Source organism: Enterobacter cloacae complex sp. IR5441 (assembly GCF_049238215.1).
GTDB lineage: Bacteria > Pseudomonadota > Gammaproteobacteria > Enterobacterales > Enterobacteriaceae > Enterobacter > Enterobacter hormaechei_C.
In genome coordinates this window covers 302499-320079 of the sequence record NZ_JBMKIA010000001.1, presented here as the reverse complement: position 1 = coordinate 320079, position 17581 = coordinate 302499, and the positions used below count along the sequence as shown (strand labels likewise).

At 57.7% G+C, this 17581-nt stretch carries 15 protein-coding genes, 1 tRNA gene and 1 pseudogene; 8 read left to right on the top strand and 9 right to left on the bottom strand.

The annotated features are described in order from the left end of the window. Positions 1–87: 87 nt before the first annotated feature. From mutY to ACOTX5_RS01490, 4 genes are all read left to right on the top strand, one after another. The gene (gene mutY, locus ACOTX5_RS01505) at positions 88–1140 is read left to right on the top strand and encodes an A/G-specific adenine glycosylase (protein ID WP_168728606.1); all 1053 of its coding nucleotides are present in this window, start codon (positions 88–90) and stop codon (positions 1138–1140) included. A 26-nt stretch (positions 1141–1166) separates the two neighbouring features. Then, positions 1167–1439, top strand: a complete 273-nt coding sequence (locus tag ACOTX5_RS01500; protein WP_003862425.1) for an oxidative damage protection protein — start codon at positions 1167–1169, stop codon at positions 1437–1439. A gap of 124 nt (positions 1440–1563) precedes the next feature. Beyond that, positions 1564–2640 carry a membrane-bound lytic murein transglycosylase MltC gene (gene mltC, locus ACOTX5_RS01495; RefSeq protein WP_017382930.1) on the top strand — a complete coding sequence of 359 codons (1077 nt, stop codon included), beginning with the start codon at positions 1564–1566 and terminating at the stop codon, positions 2638–2640. 283 nt (positions 2641–2923) lie between these two features. Beyond that, positions 2924–4180, top strand: a complete 1257-nt coding sequence (locus ACOTX5_RS01490; protein WP_015571846.1) for a nucleoside permease — start codon at positions 2924–2926, stop codon at positions 4178–4180. Between the two features lie 79 nt (positions 4181–4259). Here ACOTX5_RS01490 and citG read toward each other — a convergent pair whose 3' ends face one another. From citG to ACOTX5_RS01450, 8 genes are read right to left on the bottom strand one after another with little or no spacing between them, the layout of a single operon-like run. Then, positions 4260–5063, bottom strand: coding sequence for a triphosphoribosyl-dephospho-CoA synthase CitG (gene citG, locus ACOTX5_RS01485; RefSeq protein ID WP_039269791.1), 804 nt, complete (start codon positions 5061–5063; stop codon positions 4260–4262). Beyond that, complete coding sequence (citX, locus tag ACOTX5_RS01480) at positions 5041–5580, bottom strand: citrate lyase holo-[acyl-carrier protein] synthase (protein ID WP_045347345.1); 540 nt, start codon at positions 5578–5580, stop codon at positions 5041–5043. Before citX ends, citG begins: the two co-directional genes overlap by 23 nt. Continuing rightward, positions 5577–7100: a citrate lyase subunit alpha gene (citF, locus tag ACOTX5_RS01475; RefSeq protein WP_039269785.1), complete on the bottom strand. Its 1524-nt coding sequence runs from the start codon at positions 7098–7100 to the stop codon at positions 5577–5579. Before citF ends, citX begins: the two co-directional genes overlap by 4 nt. A 10-nt stretch (positions 7101–7110) precedes the next feature. Then, positions 7111–7986, bottom strand: coding sequence for a citrate (pro-3S)-lyase subunit beta (gene citE, locus ACOTX5_RS01470; RefSeq protein WP_039269783.1), 876 nt, complete (start codon positions 7984–7986; stop codon positions 7111–7113). Then, the gene (citD, locus tag ACOTX5_RS01465) at positions 7983–8276 is read right to left on the bottom strand and encodes a citrate lyase acyl carrier protein (protein WP_017382935.1); all 294 of its coding nucleotides are present in this window, start codon (positions 8274–8276) and stop codon (positions 7983–7985) included. Before citD ends, citE begins: the two co-directional genes overlap by 4 nt. 16 nt (positions 8277–8292) lie before the next feature. Next, a complete protein-coding gene (gene citC, locus ACOTX5_RS01460; RefSeq protein WP_039269781.1) occupies positions 8293–9315 on the bottom strand; it encodes a [citrate (pro-3S)-lyase] ligase in 1023 nt (340 codons plus the stop codon). A 13-nt stretch (positions 9316–9328) separates the two neighbouring features. Next, on the bottom strand, positions 9329–10192 hold the full coding sequence (locus ACOTX5_RS01455) for a fumarylacetoacetate hydrolase family protein (RefSeq protein ID WP_015571851.1): 864 nt from the start codon (positions 10190–10192) through the stop codon (positions 9329–9331). A gap of 17 nt (positions 10193–10209) precedes the next feature. After that, complete coding sequence (locus ACOTX5_RS01450; RefSeq protein WP_015571852.1) at positions 10210–11571, bottom strand: 2-hydroxycarboxylate transporter family protein; 1362 nt, start codon at positions 11569–11571, stop codon at positions 10210–10212. 345 nt (positions 11572–11916) lie between these two features. On the opposite strand from ACOTX5_RS01450, the pseudogene ACOTX5_RS01445 reads away from it, so the two are divergent. Both ACOTX5_RS01445 and ACOTX5_RS01440 read left to right on the top strand, forming a co-directional pair. After that, a pseudogene (locus ACOTX5_RS01445) lies at positions 11917–13554 on the top strand (ATP-binding protein). After that, entirely contained in the window at positions 13544–14236 is a 693-nt protein-coding gene (locus ACOTX5_RS01440) for a response regulator (RefSeq protein WP_015571854.1), read from the top strand. The pseudogene ACOTX5_RS01445 and the gene ACOTX5_RS01440 overlap by 11 nt, the downstream one beginning before the upstream one ends. Before the next feature lie 75 nt (positions 14237–14311). On the opposite strand, the gene ACOTX5_RS01435 is transcribed toward ACOTX5_RS01440, so the two are convergent. Further along, positions 14312–16450 carry an ornithine decarboxylase gene (locus ACOTX5_RS01435; RefSeq protein ID WP_045910782.1) on the bottom strand — a complete coding sequence of 713 codons (2139 nt, stop codon included), beginning with the start codon at positions 16448–16450 and terminating at the stop codon, positions 14312–14314. Between the two features lie 181 nt (positions 16451–16631). On the opposite strand from ACOTX5_RS01435, the gene ACOTX5_RS01430 reads away from it, so the two are divergent. After that, entirely contained in the window at positions 16632–17345 is a 714-nt protein-coding gene (locus tag ACOTX5_RS01430) for a DUF554 domain-containing protein (RefSeq protein WP_017692680.1), read from the top strand. Positions 17346–17440: 95 nt separating this feature from the next. Continuing rightward, positions 17441–17516 (top strand) — tRNA-Phe (locus ACOTX5_RS01425). The last annotated feature ends 65 nt before the right edge of the window (positions 17517–17581 follow it).

Sequence of the window (17581 nt, the reverse complement as noted above, 5' to 3'; positions counted from 1 at the left end):
CTTCTATGCAAGCATGGGAAAGATCCGGTTTACAGCAGATTGACGCTGTGCTGCAATCTGCGTCCCTGATTAAGCGAATCGATGACCATGCAAGCCTCTCAATTTTCAGCCCAGGTGCTGGACTGGTACGACAAATACGGGCGTAAAACCCTGCCCTGGCAAATTGAAAAAACGCCGTACAAAGTATGGCTCTCTGAGGTGATGTTGCAACAAACGCAGGTCGCGACGGTCATTCCTTACTTCGAGCGTTTTATGGCGCGCTTCCCGACAATCACCGATCTGGCCAACGCGCCGCTGGACGAGGTACTGCACCTGTGGACCGGCCTCGGCTATTACGCCCGCGCGCGCAACCTGCACAAAGCCGCACAGCAGGTCGCCACCCGCCACAACGGTAAATTCCCGGAGACCTTTGACGAGGTGGCGGATTTGCCCGGCGTCGGGCGTTCAACCGCAGGCGCAATCCTCTCCCTCTCTTTAGGCAAACATTTCCCTATTCTCGACGGCAACGTCAAGCGCGTGCTCGCACGCTGCTACGCCGTAGATGGCTGGCCGGGCAAGAAAGAGGTTGAGAAACGCCTGTGGGAGATCAGTGAAGCGGTCACTCCGGCGAAAGGAGTGGAGCGTTTTAACCAGGCGATGATGGATCTGGGCGCAATGGTCTGCACCCGTTCAAAACCGAAGTGCGAACTCTGCCCGGTAAACAACCTCTGCGTGGCGTATGCGAACCACACCTGGGCGCAGTATCCGGGGAAAAAACCGAAGCAGACACTGCCTGAACGCACCGGGTACATGCTGCTGATGCAGCATGGCGACGAGGTGTTTCTCGCTCAGCGCCCGCCGAGTGGCCTGTGGGGTGGTCTATACTGCTTCCCACAGTTTGAGGATGAAGCCTCGCTTCGGGCATGGCTTGAACAGCGCGGCATTGCGGCCGATACCCTGACGCAACTCAACGCGTTCCGTCATACCTTCAGCCATTTCCATCTGGATATTGTGCCGATGTGGCTTCCCGTGTCCTCATTCACGTCGTGCATGGATGAAGGCAACGCTCTCTGGTATAACTTAGCGCAACCGCCATCAGTCGGGCTGGCGGCTCCCGTGGAGCGCCTGTTACAGCAATTACGTGTCGGTGCAATGGTTTAGCATCGGCAAGACAAAGAGGAATGAGTATGGCCAGAACCATTTTTTGTACTTTCCTACAGCGCGACGCTGAAGGCCAGGATTTCCAGCTCTACCCGGGCGACCTGGGTAAGCGCATTTACAACGAGATCTCCAAAGAAGCCTGGGGACAGTGGCAGAAGAAGCAGACCATGCTGATCAACGAGAAAAAGCTCAGCATGATGAACCCGGAACACCGCAAACTGCTGGAGCAGGAGATGGTGAACTTCCTGTTCGAGGGTAAAGACGTCCATATCGAAGGCTATACGCCACCGGAAAAATAATACTCTGCGGCTGCTGCCCCGCGGCGCTGCGCTTGCACGGGCCTACGGTTTCGTAGGCCGGGTAAGCGCAGCGCCACCCGGCAACAGCAACCCCAAAGCAAACACAACACGCACTCCCGGAATGATGAAAAAACTTTTAGCGCTAGCCCTTGTTGCGCCGTTGCTTGTGTCTTGTTCTTCCAAAAAAGGCGATGAATACAACGAAGCCTGGGTCAAGGACACCAACGGTTTTGACATTTTGATGGGGCAGTTTGCCCACAACATCGAGAACATATGGGGATTTAACGAAGTTCTTATTGCCGGACCGAAGGACTACGTTAAGTACACCGACGCCTATCAGACCCGTAGCCACATCAACTTCGATGACGGTACGATTACGGTTGAAACCATCGCAGGGACTGAACCTGCGGCGCATTTACGTCAGGCCATCATCAAAACCCTGCTGATGGGCGACGATCCGGGGTCTATCGACCTCTACTCTGATGCCGATGACATCACCATCTCCAAAGAGCCGTTTCTGTATGGCCAGGTCGTTGACCAGACCGGTCAGCCGATCCGCTGGGAAGGCCGCGCCACGAAATTTGCCGACTACCTGCTGCAAACGCGCCTGAAAAGCCGCACCAACGGCCTGAAAGTGATCTACAGCGTCACGATCAACCTGGTGCCGAACCACCTCGACAAGCGTGCGCATAAGTATCTGGGCATGGTGCGTCAGGCGTCGCGTAAGTATGGCGTGGATGAGTCGCTGATCCTGGCGATTATGCAGACCGAGTCCTCGTTCAACCCCTACGCGGTAAGCCGTTCCGACGCGCTGGGGCTGATGCAGGTTGTACAGCACAGCGCCGGTAAAGACGTGTTCCGCGCACAGGGGAAATCCGGCACGCCGAGCCGCAGCTACCTGTTCGATCCGCAAAGCAACATTGATACCGGTACGGCCTACCTGGCGATGCTGAACAATGTCTACCTGGGCGGGATTGATAACCCAACCTCACGCCGCTATGCGGTGATCACCGCCTATAACGGTGGCGCGGGCAGCGTGCTGCGCGTCTTCTCAAATGACAAAGTGCAGGCCGCGAACATCATCAACAGCATGGCGCCGGGGGATGTCTACTCAACCCTCACCACCCGCCACCCGTCTGCGGAATCACGCCGCTATCTGTATAAGGTGAATACGGCGCAGAAGAACTACCGTCGTCGCTAGAAAACTACCCCTCACCCTGCCCTCTCCCAGAGGGAGAGGGTATTCAAGTTCCCTCTCCCTCTGGGAGAGGGTTAGGGTGAGGGGACATCAGACCGCACCCATCTCACCCCATCCATACGAAAATGCTATTTGCATCACAATCCAGACTGCAAATTATTGTGGATTGCATTTTTTTGCGGGAGGTAACAAAACATATCGTTGCCAACTGATAGAATTGCATCAAATAACAACCCTGAATGTTCCCAAAACAACATATCTCCCGCTCACTTGTGAGGAAAGTAACATGAACCTTAAGCTGCAGCTTAAAATCTTGTCGTTTCTGCAGTTCTGCCTGTGGGGTAGCTGGCTGACTACACTCGGCTCCTATATGTTTGTGACGCTCAAGTTCGATGGTGCGTCGATCGGTGCCGTTTACAGCTCGCTGGGTATTGCGGCTGTCTTCATGCCAACGCTGCTCGGTATCGTGGCGGATAAATGGCTAAGTGCGAAATGGCTGTATATGCTTTGCCACCTGGTGGGTGCGGGGACGCTGTTTATGGCGGCCGAAGTGACCACGCCGGGGGCGATGTTCATGGTGATCCTGCTTAACTCGCTGGCCTATATGCCAACGCTTGGCCTGATCAACACCATCTCCTACTATCGCCTGAAATCTGCCGGTCTGGATATCGTCACCGACTTCCCGCCAATCCGTATCTGGGGCACCATCGGCTTTATCATGGCGATGTGGGGCGTGAGCTTCGCGGGCTTCGAGCTGAGCCATATGCAGCTCTACATCGGCGCGGCGCTCTCCGTACTGCTGGCGCTGTTCACCCTGACACTGCCCACCATTCCGGTATCTAATCAGCAGAAAAACCAGAGCTGGAGCACCATGCTTGGCCTGGACGCCTTCGCACTGTTTAAAAACAAGCGCATGGCGATCTTCTTTATCTTCTCCATGCTGCTGGGCGCGGAACTGCAAATCACCAACATGTTCGGTAATACCTTCCTGCACAGCTTCGATAACGATCCGCTGTTTGCCGGGAGCTTTATCGTCGAACACGCGTCGGTGATGATGTCCATCTCGCAGATCTCCGAGACGCTGTTCATCCTGACCATCCCGTTCTTCCTGAGCCGCTACGGTATCAAGAACGTCATGCTGATCAGTATCGCCGCCTGGATGTTGCGCTTCGGTCTGTTCGCCTATGGCGACCCGAGCGCGTTCGGCACCGTGCTGCTGGTTCTGTCGATGATTGTTTACGGCTGTGCCTTCGACTTCTTCAACATCTCCGGCTCGGTGTTTGTGGAAAAAGAGGTGAAGCCTGAAATCCGCGCCAGTGCGCAGGGCATGTTCCTGATGATGACCAACGGCTTCGGCTGTATTCTGGGCGGCGTGGTGAGCGGCAAAGTGGTTGAGATGTATACCACTAACGGCATCACCAACTGGCAACCAGTGTGGCTGATCTTCGCCGGGTACTCGCTGGTGCTGTTCTTCGCGTTCATCGCGCTGTTCAAGTACAAGCACGTGCGCGAGCCGCACGGTGCACAGCCGATCGCGCATTGATTGTTGTGCCCGGTGGCGCTGCGCTTACCGGGCCTACAAAACCAGACCGTAGGCCGGGTAAGGCGTAGCCGCCACCCGGCTATTTTATTCCAGAAAGCACCCACCCCACCGACAGCAAATCCGCGCTGCCGCCCGGGCTCAGGTTGCGTTCAATCAATGCCTTATCCATCTTCAGCAACGCCTCGCAGTCCCAGCCGTTAGCCAGTAATTCCCGCGCGTAGCCCTGAACGTAGCGCAGCCCCTCAATGCCGCCGCGCGAAACGAGATTGCTGTCCTGATTTACCGCCATCAGGCGCAACAGCAGGCCGTGAAGCGACTGACCGTTCCACGCATCCAAAGCCTTACGCACCGTGGCAAAGCCGCTTTCCGCCTCGCCACGCGCGCCGGTTAAACCGTACAGCTGAAACTGCCGCTCCCCCGCCGTTGCCTGCCCACTGCGCCCGGCCAGCTCCCTCGCCACCAGCCCATGACAGATGTTACTTACCTCACAACAGAGGCTATCCGCAGAGATATTTTTCACACGCCCGGCGGCGAAGCAGAGCAAACCGAGGGCAAAAATCCCGCCCTTGTGGGTATTTACCCCGCCCGTGGCGGCGTACATTGCCTGCTCGCAGGCCATTCCCATTGGGCGAAGAATCCGCAACTGCCGATCGGCAGGTTTGGCCGCATGTGCTTCACCCAGTTCCGCAAACCGGGCAAACCACGGCGTAATCGCCATAATGCTGCGGACAAACAAGGCATGGTCCATATCGCGATGGGAGCCGTTATTGAGCCTGTCCACCAGCCCCGGTTTTGGCGTCAGCTCCAGCTCCTGCCACAGCGCCTCTGCGGCAAGCGCAGGGAGATCAACCGGGCGCGGTTCAGTCGCGAGCAAACCAGTCATCGATCATCTTCTCCACGCGGGAAACCACCTGCTCAGCGGGGTGATTGCGCGAACGGGAACAGGCGTGGGCGGGCTCGTCACAGATCAGGCAGCGTCTGAGATTCGCCCCCAGCGACTGACGCCCGACGTGGCCGTTTTCAGGGCAGATCACATCCAGATCCCACAGCCTGCCGAGTGGGTGCGTCTGCTCCAGTTCTGCACAGTGCGCCTTAATTTCCGCCGCCGGATGCGCGATGCACCACAAGGCTTCAGGTCCGGTGGGTAGCCACAGCACCTTACGGTCCAGCACCTGCCAGCGGTTTTCCCACAGCAGCTGGTCGCACATTTGCAGCGCCACGCCCATGGTGTTGCGATAGCGAAGGCTGTCTTTGATTTCCCCGGGCGTAACCAGCGTGAGGGAGATCACCGGTTGTTGATAGTGCGCAAGCATGTCAGCCTGGCGCGCTGCGCGGCGCTCTTTCGCCGCCAGCAGTTCGTCCAGGCTGACAACCGTCCGCACGGGTGTCGCAATAGTCACACTTCCTCCTTTACCTGTCGAACGGTGTCGATCACGCTGCCGTCGCGGTAGCGGATCACCCCGACGATTTTGTCGGTGAACTCAATCGGTTTCGGTACGCCTGTCAACGAAATCGCTCGCTCATACAGCGCGTTGATATCTACAACCTTCAGCCCTGCTTCCATGAGTCGCTCGCGGATCTCCGGGCGCGCCGGGTTGACCGCAATACCGTGGTCGGTGACCAGCACGTCAATGCTCTCCCCCGGCGTGAGGCGGGTGGTAACGCGCTTCACGACCGTCGGGATGCGGCTTCGCAGCAGCGGCGCGACCACAATGGTCAGGTTGGCTGCCGCCGCCACGTCGCAGTGTCCGCCGGATGCGCCACGCATCACGCCATCGGAGCCGGTGATGACATTAACGTTAAAGTCGACGTCGATTTCCAGGGCGCTGAGGATCACCACGTCGAGCTGGTCGCAGCTTGCCGCCTTGCTGCCGGGGTTGGCGTAGACGTTGGTGGAGATCTCCACGTGGTTCGGATTGCGCGCCAGCGAGGCCGCAGCCTGGCCGTCAAAGCACTGGGTGTCGAGCAGCTTTTCGATGAGCCCCTTCTCGTGCAGATCCACCAGGCTGCCGGTGATGCCGCCAAGGGCGAAGCGCGCCTTCACGCCGCTGCGCTCCATCTTCTCTTCCATAAAACGGGTGCAGGCGGTGGCCGCCGCGCCGGAGCCGGTCTGCATCGAGAAGCCTGGTTTGAAATAGCCAGAGTGTTCAATCACGTCCGCCGCATAGCGGGCGATCATCAGCTCGCGCGGGTTGCTGGTGACGCGCGCCGCGCCGACGCTGATTTTCGCCGGGTCGCCCACGCTCTCCACCTGCACGATGTAGTCCACCTGATCCTGCACCAGGCTGGCGGGCATATTGGGGAACGGCACCAGTTCTTCCGTCAGCAGCACCACCTTACGGGCAAAGTGCGCATCCACCATGGCGTAGCCCAGCGAACCGCAGCACGATTTTCCGTGCGTGCCGTTGGCGTTGCCAAACTCATCGCTGCACGGCACGCCAAGAAACGCCACGTCGATGTTCAGTTCGCCGTCCTGGAGCAGCTTCACGCGCCCGCCGTGGGAGTGAATTTGTACCGGCTCGTCCATCAGCCCGTGGGAGATGGCATCCGCCAGCCTGCCGCGCATGCCGGAGGTGTAAATCCGGGTGATGACGCCACTCTCGATATGTTCGATCAGCGCGTCGTTGCAGGTCATCAGCGAGCTGGAGGCCAGGGTCAGATTTTTGAAGCCCATCCGCGCCAGCAGCGCCACGACGGTGTTGATCACCCGGTCGCCTTCGCGAAAGGCATGGTGGAAGGAGATGGTCATCCCGTCCTGTAAGCCGCTGCGCTTAATCGCCTCTTCAATAGAGGCGCAGAGCTTGCGGCTGTGTTTCGCCTCGCTGTCCGCCAGCCACGGCGTCGCGCTGTGGGCGGTATCAAAGGGTTTCAGAGCCCGCAGATGGGGGAAATTTACATGGAGAAGTTCTGTCTGATTCATTATGTCATCCTTACCGACGCACGCCGGAGGCCGCCGCGCGCTCCAGCACCACCTGCGCGTGGTTAATAATCGGTGCATCCACCATTTTGCCGTTGAGCGACACCACGCCCAGGCCGTTACGCTCGCCCTCTTCTGCCGCTTCAATCACCCTTCTGGCGTGATCCACCTCTTCCTGAGTCGGGGCGTAGGCGTTGTGCAGCAGGTCTATCTGGCGCGGGTTAATCAGCGATTTGCCGTTGAAGCCCATCTTGCGGATCAGATCGACCTCGCGCAGGAACCCGGCTTCGTCGTTAACGTCGGACCACACCACGTCGAAGGCGTCGATACCGGCGGCGCGGGCGGCGTGCAGCACGGCGCAGCGGGCGTAGAACAGCTCGGTGCCGTCGCCGCGCTCGGTCTGCATGTCCATCACGTAGTCAAAGGCGGCCAGCGCGATGCCGATCAGGCGCGGGGAGCTGCGGGCAATCGCCACGGCGTTGATGACGCCAATGGCCGATTCAATCGCCGCCATCACGCGGGTGGAACCCACCTCACGCCCGCACTCCTGCTCAATGCGCTCGAGGTGGCCTTCCAGCTCGTAGATGTCATCCGGGGTATCGGTTTTCGGCAGGCGGATCACGTCCACGCCCGCGCGCACGGCGGCCTCCAGATCCAGCAGGCCAAACGGCGTGCTCAGCGGGTTAATGCGCACCACGGTTTCGATATCCTGATACATCGGGTGCTGCAACGCGTGGAACACCAGCATGCGCGCGGTGTCTTTCTCGCGCAGGGCCACGGCGTCCTCAAGGTCAAACATGATGGAGTCGGGGCGGTAGATAAAGGCGGTAGAGAGCATGGCGGCATTGGCGCCTGGCAGGAACAGCATACTGCGGCGGAGTTTGCTCATTTCAGCGCCCCCCAGTTGATGGCCTGTTCATCGGCGGCACGCAGAAGCGCGCTTTGCAGGCGAGCGCGGATCACACAGTCCAGCGCCCCTTTGTCTTCAATAATGATTAATCCCTGGTGCACGTTCATGGCGCGCAATGTGTCGTTGACCACCTGGCGTATCTGCTCGCCAAACTGCTTAATCACTTCACTGTGGATGACAATCTCCAGCTCACCGTGAGCGGGGGCGATTTTCACCATCAGGTCGCTGGACTCCTGCGTTCCGGCCAGCGCCTCCCTTACAATATTCATGATAAATTCCTGATAGTTATGCGACTTCCGCACTCGCACGATAATGTGCTTCGAGGTGCGCGAAGGTGGAGTCCGGGACAATCTCCCGGATCCGGGAAAACTGCTGTGTCTTGAGTAAACGGCGCACTTCCGAGGCCGAAATGGCGTTGCCGGTGGCCTTGATGCGCGGCATCTCCACCACCTCAATATGCGAGGCCAGAAGGTCGTGCAGCGTCTGGTTGTACTGGCGGGTGATGTCGCAGAACGGCTCCGAGCCGATGAAGCGGTGCGTGATGCCCAGCGCCGGGGCGATATAGTCCCGGAAGATCAGCACGTCGATCTCGCTCCACGCCTGCTGCACTTTGCCAGTCTCCTTCAGGAAGTAGGCCGGAAACGTGGCGCGGGAGATGATGTACTGCGAGCCTTCATGCACCACCACGTTCGGCAGATGCGCCACGCCCGCACGCACCATCTCAAGGCGCGCGCTGAACGGGAAGAACGAGGCGTCTTCACGCACCACAAACAGATGCAGGGCATCGCACTGCGCCGCTGCCTGCTCCACCAGATGACGATGGCCGAGGGTGAAGGGATTGGCGTTCATCACGATCGCGCCCGTTTTTTCCCCACACCGGCGCTTCGCGCGCAGGGATCGGCAGTAGCGCGCGATCCCCTGCGGAGTGTTCTCCATTAGCACCGCGTTGTTCCCGCTCTGGGCAATCGGCCAGAAACCGCTGCGGCCAAAGCGCTCCTTATTGCATGGACGGGTGCAGAGGAAGAGGTGAAAATGGCCGCGCTCCAGCGCCGCGTTTTCCACCTCTGCAAGCAGACGCGCGCTGAGGTTTTCCCCACGAAGCTGCTCGTTGACCGCCACGCATTTGATGACGTTGGCAGCCAGCCCGGCGCAACCCACCAGCTGCGCGCCGGACCAGGCTTCGACAAACAGCGTGATGTCGTTGTCCAGGCCAAGGCCGCTGTCTGCCAGCAGGTAGCGGATTTGGCTTAAGCGTTCCGGGTGTTTCGCCACAACGGTGTGCCGAAAATCAATGGGTTGCGATTGCATGCTGCCGCCTTACTCAGTGCGCTGCCGCGAGCCCGACGGCTGGCGCTTCCACGATCACGTTGCTCAGATGACCGATATGCTCGATCTCCACCTCAATGCGATCCCCCTCCTTCATAAACAGCGGCGGGTTGCGCTTTTTACCCACGCCACCAGGCGAGCCGGTGATGATCACGTCGCCCGGGCTGAGACGGGTGAAGGTGCTGATATACTCGATCAGCTCCGCCACCTTGTGGATCATGCTGCTGGTGTTGTCCTCCTGCACCATGCGGCCGTTCAGCCAGGTGCGGATCGCCAGGCTGTGCGGGTCCGGGATCTCATCCGCCGTCGCCATCCACGGGCCGAACGCCCCGGTCTGGCGCCAGTTTTTCCCGGCGGTGAACCAGGTGTGCTGCCAGTCGCGGGCGGAGCCGTCCATGTAACAGCTGTAGCCCGCCACGTGGCGCAGGGCGTCGTCGCGGCTGATGTTCTCCCCGCCTTTGCCGATGATCACCGCCAGCTCGCCTTCGTAGTCGAACTCGCTGGAGTGGCGCGGCTTCAGCACCGGCTCGTTGTGGCCGGTCTGTGAATCCGGGAAGCGGACAAACAGCGTCGGGGCCGGGTTGTGCTGGTCAAACTCCTTGCGCTTGTCGGCATAGTTCATGCCCACGCAGAGGATTTTTTCCGGCTGGACAATCACCGGTAAGAAGGTGATGGCGTTCAGCGGTACATCCACCGCGTCGTTCAGAAAACGGGTGGCCTGCGCCAGCCCGTTCCCCTGCAACAGCGCTTTAAGGTCGCCATAGCGGTCGCCCAGGCGGCGGCCCAAATCAATCACGCCTTCGGCCTGTACGATGCCGTAGCTGCGTTTTCCCTGGTATAAAAAGCTTGCGAGTTTCATTGTTCTTTCCTGAAAACTTAAACGAGGAAGTTGCCCAGAATCAGCAGTGAGACAGAGACGTTAATCGCGCCGCCGATACGGGTAGCAATCTGGGCGAATGGCATCAGGCTCATGCGGTTGCCTGCGGTCAGGATCGCCACGTCACCGGTGCCACCCTGCCCGCTCTGACAGCAGGAGACGATGGCGACATCAATCGGGTGCATACCAATCTTTTTGCCAACGAAGAATCCGGTCGCCACCAGCGCGGAAACGGTGCTGACAATCACCAGCAGGTTGCTGACGGTGAACGCCGCCACCAGTTCATGCCATGGGGTGATCGCCACGCCGACAGCGAAGAGGATTGGGTAGGTCACGGAGGTCTGGAAGAATTTGTACACCACCTGGGAACCCTCCAGCAGACGCGGAGAGGCGCCGTTGCAGAGCTTCACCAGCACCGCCATAAACAACATGCCCACCGGCGCTGGCAGACCAATCAGCTTGTGACCGAGCATGCCCAGCATGTACAGCAGCACCGCCAGCAGCGCGCCCGAGGCGATGGTCGTCACGTCCGCTTTGCCGGAGAACGCAGGTTGGGAAACAGTGGCATCAGCGTTGGCGCGATTCGGCATCAGCTGGCCTTCACCGGTCAGGTGCGGGTAGCGTTTACCGAGCTGGTTGAGGCAGCCGGAGATAATGATCGCCGTCAGGCCGCCGAGCATCACCATCGGCAGCACGCGGCCGAGCGCCACGCCCTGATCCATATGCAGCAGGGTGGCATAGCCGATAGAGAGCGGGATCGCCCCTTCCCCGACGCCGCCCGCCATGATCGGCAGAATGATAAAGAAGAAGATCTGGAACGGCTCGAGGCCCAGCGCCAGCCCAACACCCATGCCGACAATCATGCCGACGATTTCACCGCACAGCATCGGGAAGAAGATGCGCAGGAAGCCCTGGATCAGCACGGTGCGGTTCATACTCATGATGCTGCCGACGATAATGCAGCAGATATAGAGGTAGAGAATATTGGTGGATTTATAGAATTTGGTCGTGGACTCAACCACCACGTCCGGCAGCAGGCCGTAATAGACCAGCGCGGAAGGGATAAAGGTGGCGCAAATTGCCGCCGCACCGAGCTTGCCGACAATCGGCAGGCGTTTGCCGAATTCACCGCAGGCAAAGCCGAAGAAGGCCAGCGTGGCCACCATGACCACAATGTCGCTCGGCAGTTTTCCGCCCAGGCAATCAATCGCAATCAGCGCGCCCGCCAGAACGAACAGCGGCAGAGGAATAATGCCGATTTTCCAGGTATCCATAATATGCCACCAGCGCTCTTTGAGCGATGGCCGCTGAATATCAATCGGGTCGTGGGTAACAGAGAATGAATCGTCAGTTGTGCTCATAATAAGCCCCTTAGTTATTTTGTGCGTTCAGCTTAGAGTCACAAAGGCTTACTTTATGTGAGGGATGGCATATTAAAAGCGAAGTTTTAATGGACGCTATGGTTTTAATGGTTTCTTTTATTTAATGTGATTTACGCCTTATTTATTGCCGTGGTTTTTATGGTTTCTTTTCTTAACTGAACAAAGAAATAACATTTATTCATTTAACCTTAAGAGGATGAGACTTTCGGAAAAATCTTTTACAGGCTGCGCTGTGCAAGGGATCACAAGTTTTCGGCAAAGCGGGCATCCTGGCTTTAAAAGATGATATATTCAGCCGACCTGTTGATATCTCGCGTGATAGTTATGAAAGTATCGTTTCAGATCAAGCTGTTTATTTCGCTGGTCGCCTTTTTCTCAGTGCTGTTCGCATTACTGGGCGGATAATATTATGTCGATGTCGGCAGGCAGCTTTATCAGGAAATGAGCGCGCGCGCAAAAATACAGGCCGAAGAAATTGCGCTTATTCCTACCCTGCGAAAAGAAGTCGAACAAAAGGATATCCTGGGCATCCATGACTTTATGCAGAAAATAGCCGCCCGCAGCGACGCCAGTTTTATTGTGATTGGTGACAATAAGGGGCTGCATCTTTTCCACTCCGTGTTTGCCGACCGGGTAGGCAAAACGCTGGTTGGCGGAGATAACGACGAGGTATTACACGGCAAAAGCACCATCACCATCCGCAAGGGCGGGTTAGGCATTTCGCTGCGCAGCAAAGCGCCCATTTTTAATGATGCCGGGCAGGTGGTGGGGATTGTTTCGGTAGGCTATCTCACGAGCTATCTGGACACCATCACCGTCAACAAGGTGGTTAATATCCTGATTGCCGCCGTGCTGCTGCTTATCGCCCTGTTTATTTTCTCCTGGTTCTTCACCCGCAGCATCAAGAAGCAGATATTCTCTCTGGAGCCGCGCGAAATCGGCCTGCTGGTGCGCCAGCAAAAGGCGATGATGGAATCCATTTATGAAGGGGTGATTGCCATCGACGACGATCTTCGCATTGAGGTGATTAACCAGGCGGCGCGTAAATTATTAGGCTTACGCCAGCCCGCCCGCGAACTGCGAGGTCAACTCATCAGCCAGGTGATCGCGCCCGTCCCGTTCTTCAACGCGCAAACCATGCTTGCGAAAGACACCCACGATGAGATCTGTCGCTTTAACGATCTCACGGTCATTGCCAGCCGGGTGCGGATCATGCTGGAAGATGCGTTGCAGGGCTGGGTGATCACCTTTCGCGATCGCAACGAGATCGACTCGCTCAGCGCCCAGCTCAGCCAGGTGAAGCGCTACGTTGATAACCTGCGCATCATGCGCCATGAACAGCTGAACCGCATGACTACGCTGTCCGGCCTGCTGCATATGGGCCGTTATGACGAAGCGATTCGCTACATACAGGCGCAGTCGGAACACGCTCAGGAGCTGCTGGACTTTATCTCGTCCCGCTTTAGCTCTCCGACGCTGTGTGGTTTGCTGCTTGGAAAGGCCGCCCGCGCGCGTGAAAAAGGCGTTGAGCTGAGTTTCGACCCGGCCTGCCGGGTGGATAAACCGTTCCTGCCGCTGCTCGAATCGGAACTTATCTCGATCATCGGGAACTTGCTGGATAACGCCATTGAAGCGACCCAGCGTGCACCGCTCCCGCATGCCCCGGTGGACGTGCTGATAAAGCTGAACGAGCAGGAACTGATTATTGAAGTCGCCGACCAGGGCGTCGGCATCACACCGGAGATCCGCGACCGGATCTTTGAGCGCGGCATCACCACCAAAACGCGCGGCGATCATGGTATTGGCCTGTATCTGATTGAAAGCTATGTCACACAGGCTGGCGGTGCAATTGAAGTTGCCGATAACACCCCACGCGGTGCCATTTTCTCACTGTTTATTCCCGCCACGGGAACGGCCCGGCACCCCGTACAGGAACTGGAAGATACCGACTATGCAACATGAACTTATCGACGTACTGATTGTTGAAGACGAGAACGAACTGGCGCAACTGCACGCGGAGCTTATCGGTAAACATCCGCGCCTGAGGCTGGTGGGGATTGCCGCGTCGCTGGCCGACGCGCAGGTACAACTGGAGAGCAAACAGCCGAAGCTGATGCTGCTGGATAACTACCTGCCGGACGGCAAAGGCATCACCCTTATCAGCAACCCGATGCTCACCCGCGCCAACTGCTCGGTGATTTTCATCACCGCCGCCAGCGATATGGACACCTGTAGCCAGGCAATTCGTAACGGCGCGTTCGACTACATCCTCAAGCCGGTTTCCTGGAAGCGCCTGAGCCAGTCGCTGGAACGTTTTGTGCAGTTTGCCGAACAGCAGCGCGTCTGGAAGATCGTCGACCAGCAGAACGTAGATTCACTCTATCAATTGCAGGCGAAAAACTATCGCCTGGACAACGGCAGCAAAGGGATAGAGGAGAACACGCTGGCGCGGGTGCAAATGCTGTTTAACAACAAGGCGGCGCACTGTTTTACGGTGGATGAGGTGGTGAGCGAGACGGGCCTGAGTAAAACCACCACCCGGCGCTATCTGGAACACTGCGTGGAGGTGGGTTTTCTGACGGTGGAGATGCTGTACGGGAAGATTGGGCATCCGAGAAGGATGTACCGCCGCGCAGAAGCCTGACGCAGTATTGTAGGCCCGGTAAGCTTGCGCCGCCGGGCACTCGCCGGGTGGCGCTAACGCTTACCCGGCCTACGTTCAGACATTCAATACGTATCCATACAGCCGCTTAATCCCGTCCGCATCTTTCTCGCTGTAAACGCCCTGCAACTCTGGCGAGAAACCCGGCAGCATATTAATGCCCTCTTCCAGCGCCAGGAAATAGCGCTGTACTGCTCCACCCCAGACTTCCCCGGGCACCACACACAGCACGCCCGGCGGGTATGGCAGCGCACCTTCGGCGGCAATGCGTCCTTCGGCGTCACGAATACGCACCAGTTCGACGTTCCCGCGAATGTACTCCTGGTTGGCATCCTGCGGGTTCATCACCACGGCAGGCAGGCTCTCCTGACGGAACATCGCCTTCTGTAAATCCTTCACGTTAAAGCTGACGTAGAGATCGTGCATCTCCTGGCACAGCTGACGGATCGTGTAGTCGCGGTAACGCACCGGGTATTTCTGATAGATAGTCGGAAGCACATCCGCGAGCGGTGTGTCGTCTTCAATATGCTGTTCAAACTGCCCCAGCATTGCCACGAGCTGCATTAGCTTCTCCGCGCTCTCGGCTGGCGTCAGCAGGAACAGGATGGAGTTGAGATCGCACTTCTCCGGCACAATGCCGTTCTCGCGCAGGTAGTGGGCGAGAATGGTCGCCGGAATGCCGAAATCGGTATAGTGCCTTGTTTCAGCATCAATGCCCGGCGTGGTCAGCAGCAGCTTGCACGGATCGACGAAATACTGTTCGTGGGCATAGCCTTCAAAACCGTGCCATTTTGCACCCGGTTCAAAACTAAAGAAGCGACGCTCGCTGGCGATAGCCTGTGTGGGGTGATCCTGCCATGGCCGCCCCGCCACCACCGGCGGGATAAACGGTTTGATCATATTGCAGTTGGCGATGATGGCCTTGCGTGCTTCAATGCCCAGCTCGACGCACTCCGCCCACAGCCTGCGTCCGCTCTCGCCCTCGTGGATCTTGGCGTTCACGTCCAGCGCAGCAAACAGCGGGTAAAACGGGCTGGTGGAGGCATGCAGCATGAACGCATTGTTCAACCGCTTGTGCGGGCAGAAGCGCGACTGACCGCGAATATGGTTATCCTTTTTATGGATCTGCGACGTTTGCGAGAACCCGGCCTGCTGCTTGTGGACCGACTGGGTCACGAAAATTCCCGGATCGTTCTCGTTCAGTTCCAGCAGAAGCGGAGACGTTTCCGCCATCATCGGGATAAATTGCTCGTAGCCGACCCAGGCGGAGTCAAAGAGGATGTAGTCGCAAAGGTGACCGATCTTGTCGATCACCTGACGGGCGTTGTAGATCGTGCCATCATAGGTGCCGAGCTGAATGATCGCCAGGCGGAACGGGCGCGCCTCGGCGGCTTTCTGCGGCGCGACGTCACGGATCAGTTCCCGCAGCCAGGCCTCATCAAAGCAGTGCTCATCAATCCCGCCGATAAAACCAAACGGATTACGGGCTGCCTCAAGATAGACAGGCGTTGCCCCGGCCTGGATCAGCGCCCCATGATGGTTGGACTTATGGTTGTTGCGGTCAAACAGTACCAGGTCGCCACGGGTCAGCAGCGCGTTGGTCACCACCTTGTTGGCCGCCGACGTGCCGTTCAGCACAAAGTAGGTTTTGTCCGCGTTGAATACTTTCGCCGCGAACTTTTGCGCGTGCTTGGCGGAGCCTTCGTGGATCAGCAGATCGCCCAGCTTAACGTCGGCGTTGCACATGTCGGCGCGAAAAACGTTCTCACCGAAGAAATCATAGAACTGCCGCCCCGCCGGGTGTTTTTTGAAAAAGGCACCGTGCTGGTGACCCGGACAGGCAAAGGTGCTGTTTCCCATCGCCACATACTGGCTCAGGGTGTCAAAAAAGGGTGGCAGCAGGTTCTCTTCATACCGGCAGGCGGCAGATTCCAGTTCCAGCAATTCCTGTGCTTTACCTGAGATGATCGCCGTGACACCCTCTGGCATCTCTCCTGGCTCTGTTGAGAACATAAATACCGGTAGCTGAAAGCCCGTACGCTTCAGCAATGCGAGAATGCCGCTGTAGCTTTCAACAACCGTAATGACGACTGCCGCCACATCGGTGAAATCAGTGTTATCCAGCATAACTTTTTCGCGATGCGTAGAAACTTTGGATACCAGCTCACGGCTGACGGCAATTTTCATGGTTTTCATAGGCGCAAATACCCTCACCGAACGGCGAGACAGGAAGGAGAAAATTCGCGCAATCATGTCACCTTTTATTTTCAGGTGCAAGAAGGAATCAGTATGCGTTACGCCTCCCAAAGCTAAGCGTAATCTGGGACGAACGTGCCATAATCATGCAATGCCAGTGCTTAAATAACAGGAGTTAAACGTGGTAATTGGACCCTTTATCAATGCGGGAGCCGTATTGCTGGGCGGTGTACTTGGGGCAGTATTAAGTCAGCGCCTGCCGGAGCGTATTCGCGTCTCCATGCCTTCTATTTTTGGCCTGGCGTCGTTAGGGATTGGTATCCTTTTAGTGGTGAAATGCGCCAACCTGCCGGTGATGGTACTGGCGACGCTGCTCGGCGCGCTCATCGGCGAGTTTTGCTATCTGGAAAAAGGTATTAATCACGCGGTAGGCAAAGCCAAAAATCTGATTGCCCGACCAGGCAAGGCAAAGCACGGCACGCACGAGTCGTTTATTCAGAACTACGTTGCGATCATTATTCTGTTCTGCGCCAGCGGCACGGGGATATTCGGTTCGATGCAGGAAGGGATGACCGGCGATCCCAGCATATTGATTGCGAAAGCGTTTCTGGATTTCTTTACTGCCACCATTTTTGCCACCACCCTCGGCATCGCCGTCGCCGCGATTTGTGTGCCGATGTTGCTTATTCAGCTGGCGCTGGCCACCTGCGCCACGCTGATCCTACCGCTGACAACGCCAGCGATGATGGCAGACTTTACCGCCGTCGGCGGCCTGTTGCTGCTGGCGACAGGGCTGCGCATCTGTGGCATTAAGATGTTTGCAGTGGTGAACATGCTCCCTGCCCTGCTGCTCGCGATGCCGCTTTCCGCGCTCTGGACGCGCTTTTTCGCTTAAGTTTGCGACGAAATGGTGAGAGAGTGTGCAGTCTGCACCGAAAGCAACAAATTTCGTTGACGCCGGAGGGAGGATCGGGTTTAATGCGCCCCGTTGCCCGGATAGCTCAGTCGGTAGAGCAGGGGATTGAAAATCCCCGTGTCCTTGGTTCGATTCCGAGTCCGGGCACCAAATTTATATTAACGGACCTCCACGGAGGTCCGTTTTTGCATTCTGAACCCGCCAGAATCGACACT

What these genes read in the sequence shown, in the direction of transcription:
- mutY (WP_168728606.1), top strand. Translation starts at nt 88, where the DNA reads ATGCAAGCCTCTCAATTTTCAGCCCAGGTGCTGGACTGGTACGACAAA.
- ACOTX5_RS01500 (WP_003862425.1), top strand. Translation starts at nt 1,167, where the DNA reads ATGGCCAGAACCATTTTTTGTACTTTCCTACAGCGCGACGCTGAAGGC.
- mltC (WP_017382930.1), top strand. Translation starts at nt 1,564, where the DNA reads ATGAAAAAACTTTTAGCGCTAGCCCTTGTTGCGCCGTTGCTTGTGTCT.
- ACOTX5_RS01490 (WP_015571846.1), top strand. Translation starts at nt 2,924, where the DNA reads ATGAACCTTAAGCTGCAGCTTAAAATCTTGTCGTTTCTGCAGTTCTGC.
- citG (WP_039269791.1), bottom strand. Translation starts at nt 5,063, where the DNA reads ATGACTGGTTTGCTCGCGACTGAACCGCGCCCGGTTGATCTCCCTGCG.
- citF (WP_039269785.1), bottom strand. Translation starts at nt 7,100, where the DNA reads ATGAATCAGACAGAACTTCTCCATGTAAATTTCCCCCATCTGCGGGCT.
- citE (WP_039269783.1), bottom strand. Translation starts at nt 7,986, where the DNA reads ATGAGCAAACTCCGCCGCAGTATGCTGTTCCTGCCAGGCGCCAATGCC.
- citD (WP_017382935.1), bottom strand. Translation starts at nt 8,276, where the DNA reads ATGAATATTGTAAGGGAGGCGCTGGCCGGAACGCAGGAGTCCAGCGAC.
- citC (WP_039269781.1), bottom strand. Translation starts at nt 9,315, where the DNA reads ATGCAATCGCAACCCATTGATTTTCGGCACACCGTTGTGGCGAAACAC.
- ACOTX5_RS01455 (WP_015571851.1), bottom strand. Translation starts at nt 10,192, where the DNA reads ATGAAACTCGCAAGCTTTTTATACCAGGGAAAACGCAGCTACGGCATC.
- ACOTX5_RS01450 (WP_015571852.1), bottom strand. Translation starts at nt 11,571, where the DNA reads ATGAGCACAACTGACGATTCATTCTCTGTTACCCACGACCCGATTGAT.
- ACOTX5_RS01440 (WP_015571854.1), top strand. Translation starts at nt 13,544, where the DNA reads ATGCAACATGAACTTATCGACGTACTGATTGTTGAAGACGAGAACGAA.
- ACOTX5_RS01435 (WP_045910782.1), bottom strand. Translation starts at nt 16,450, where the DNA reads ATGAAAACCATGAAAATTGCCGTCAGCCGTGAGCTGGTATCCAAAGTT.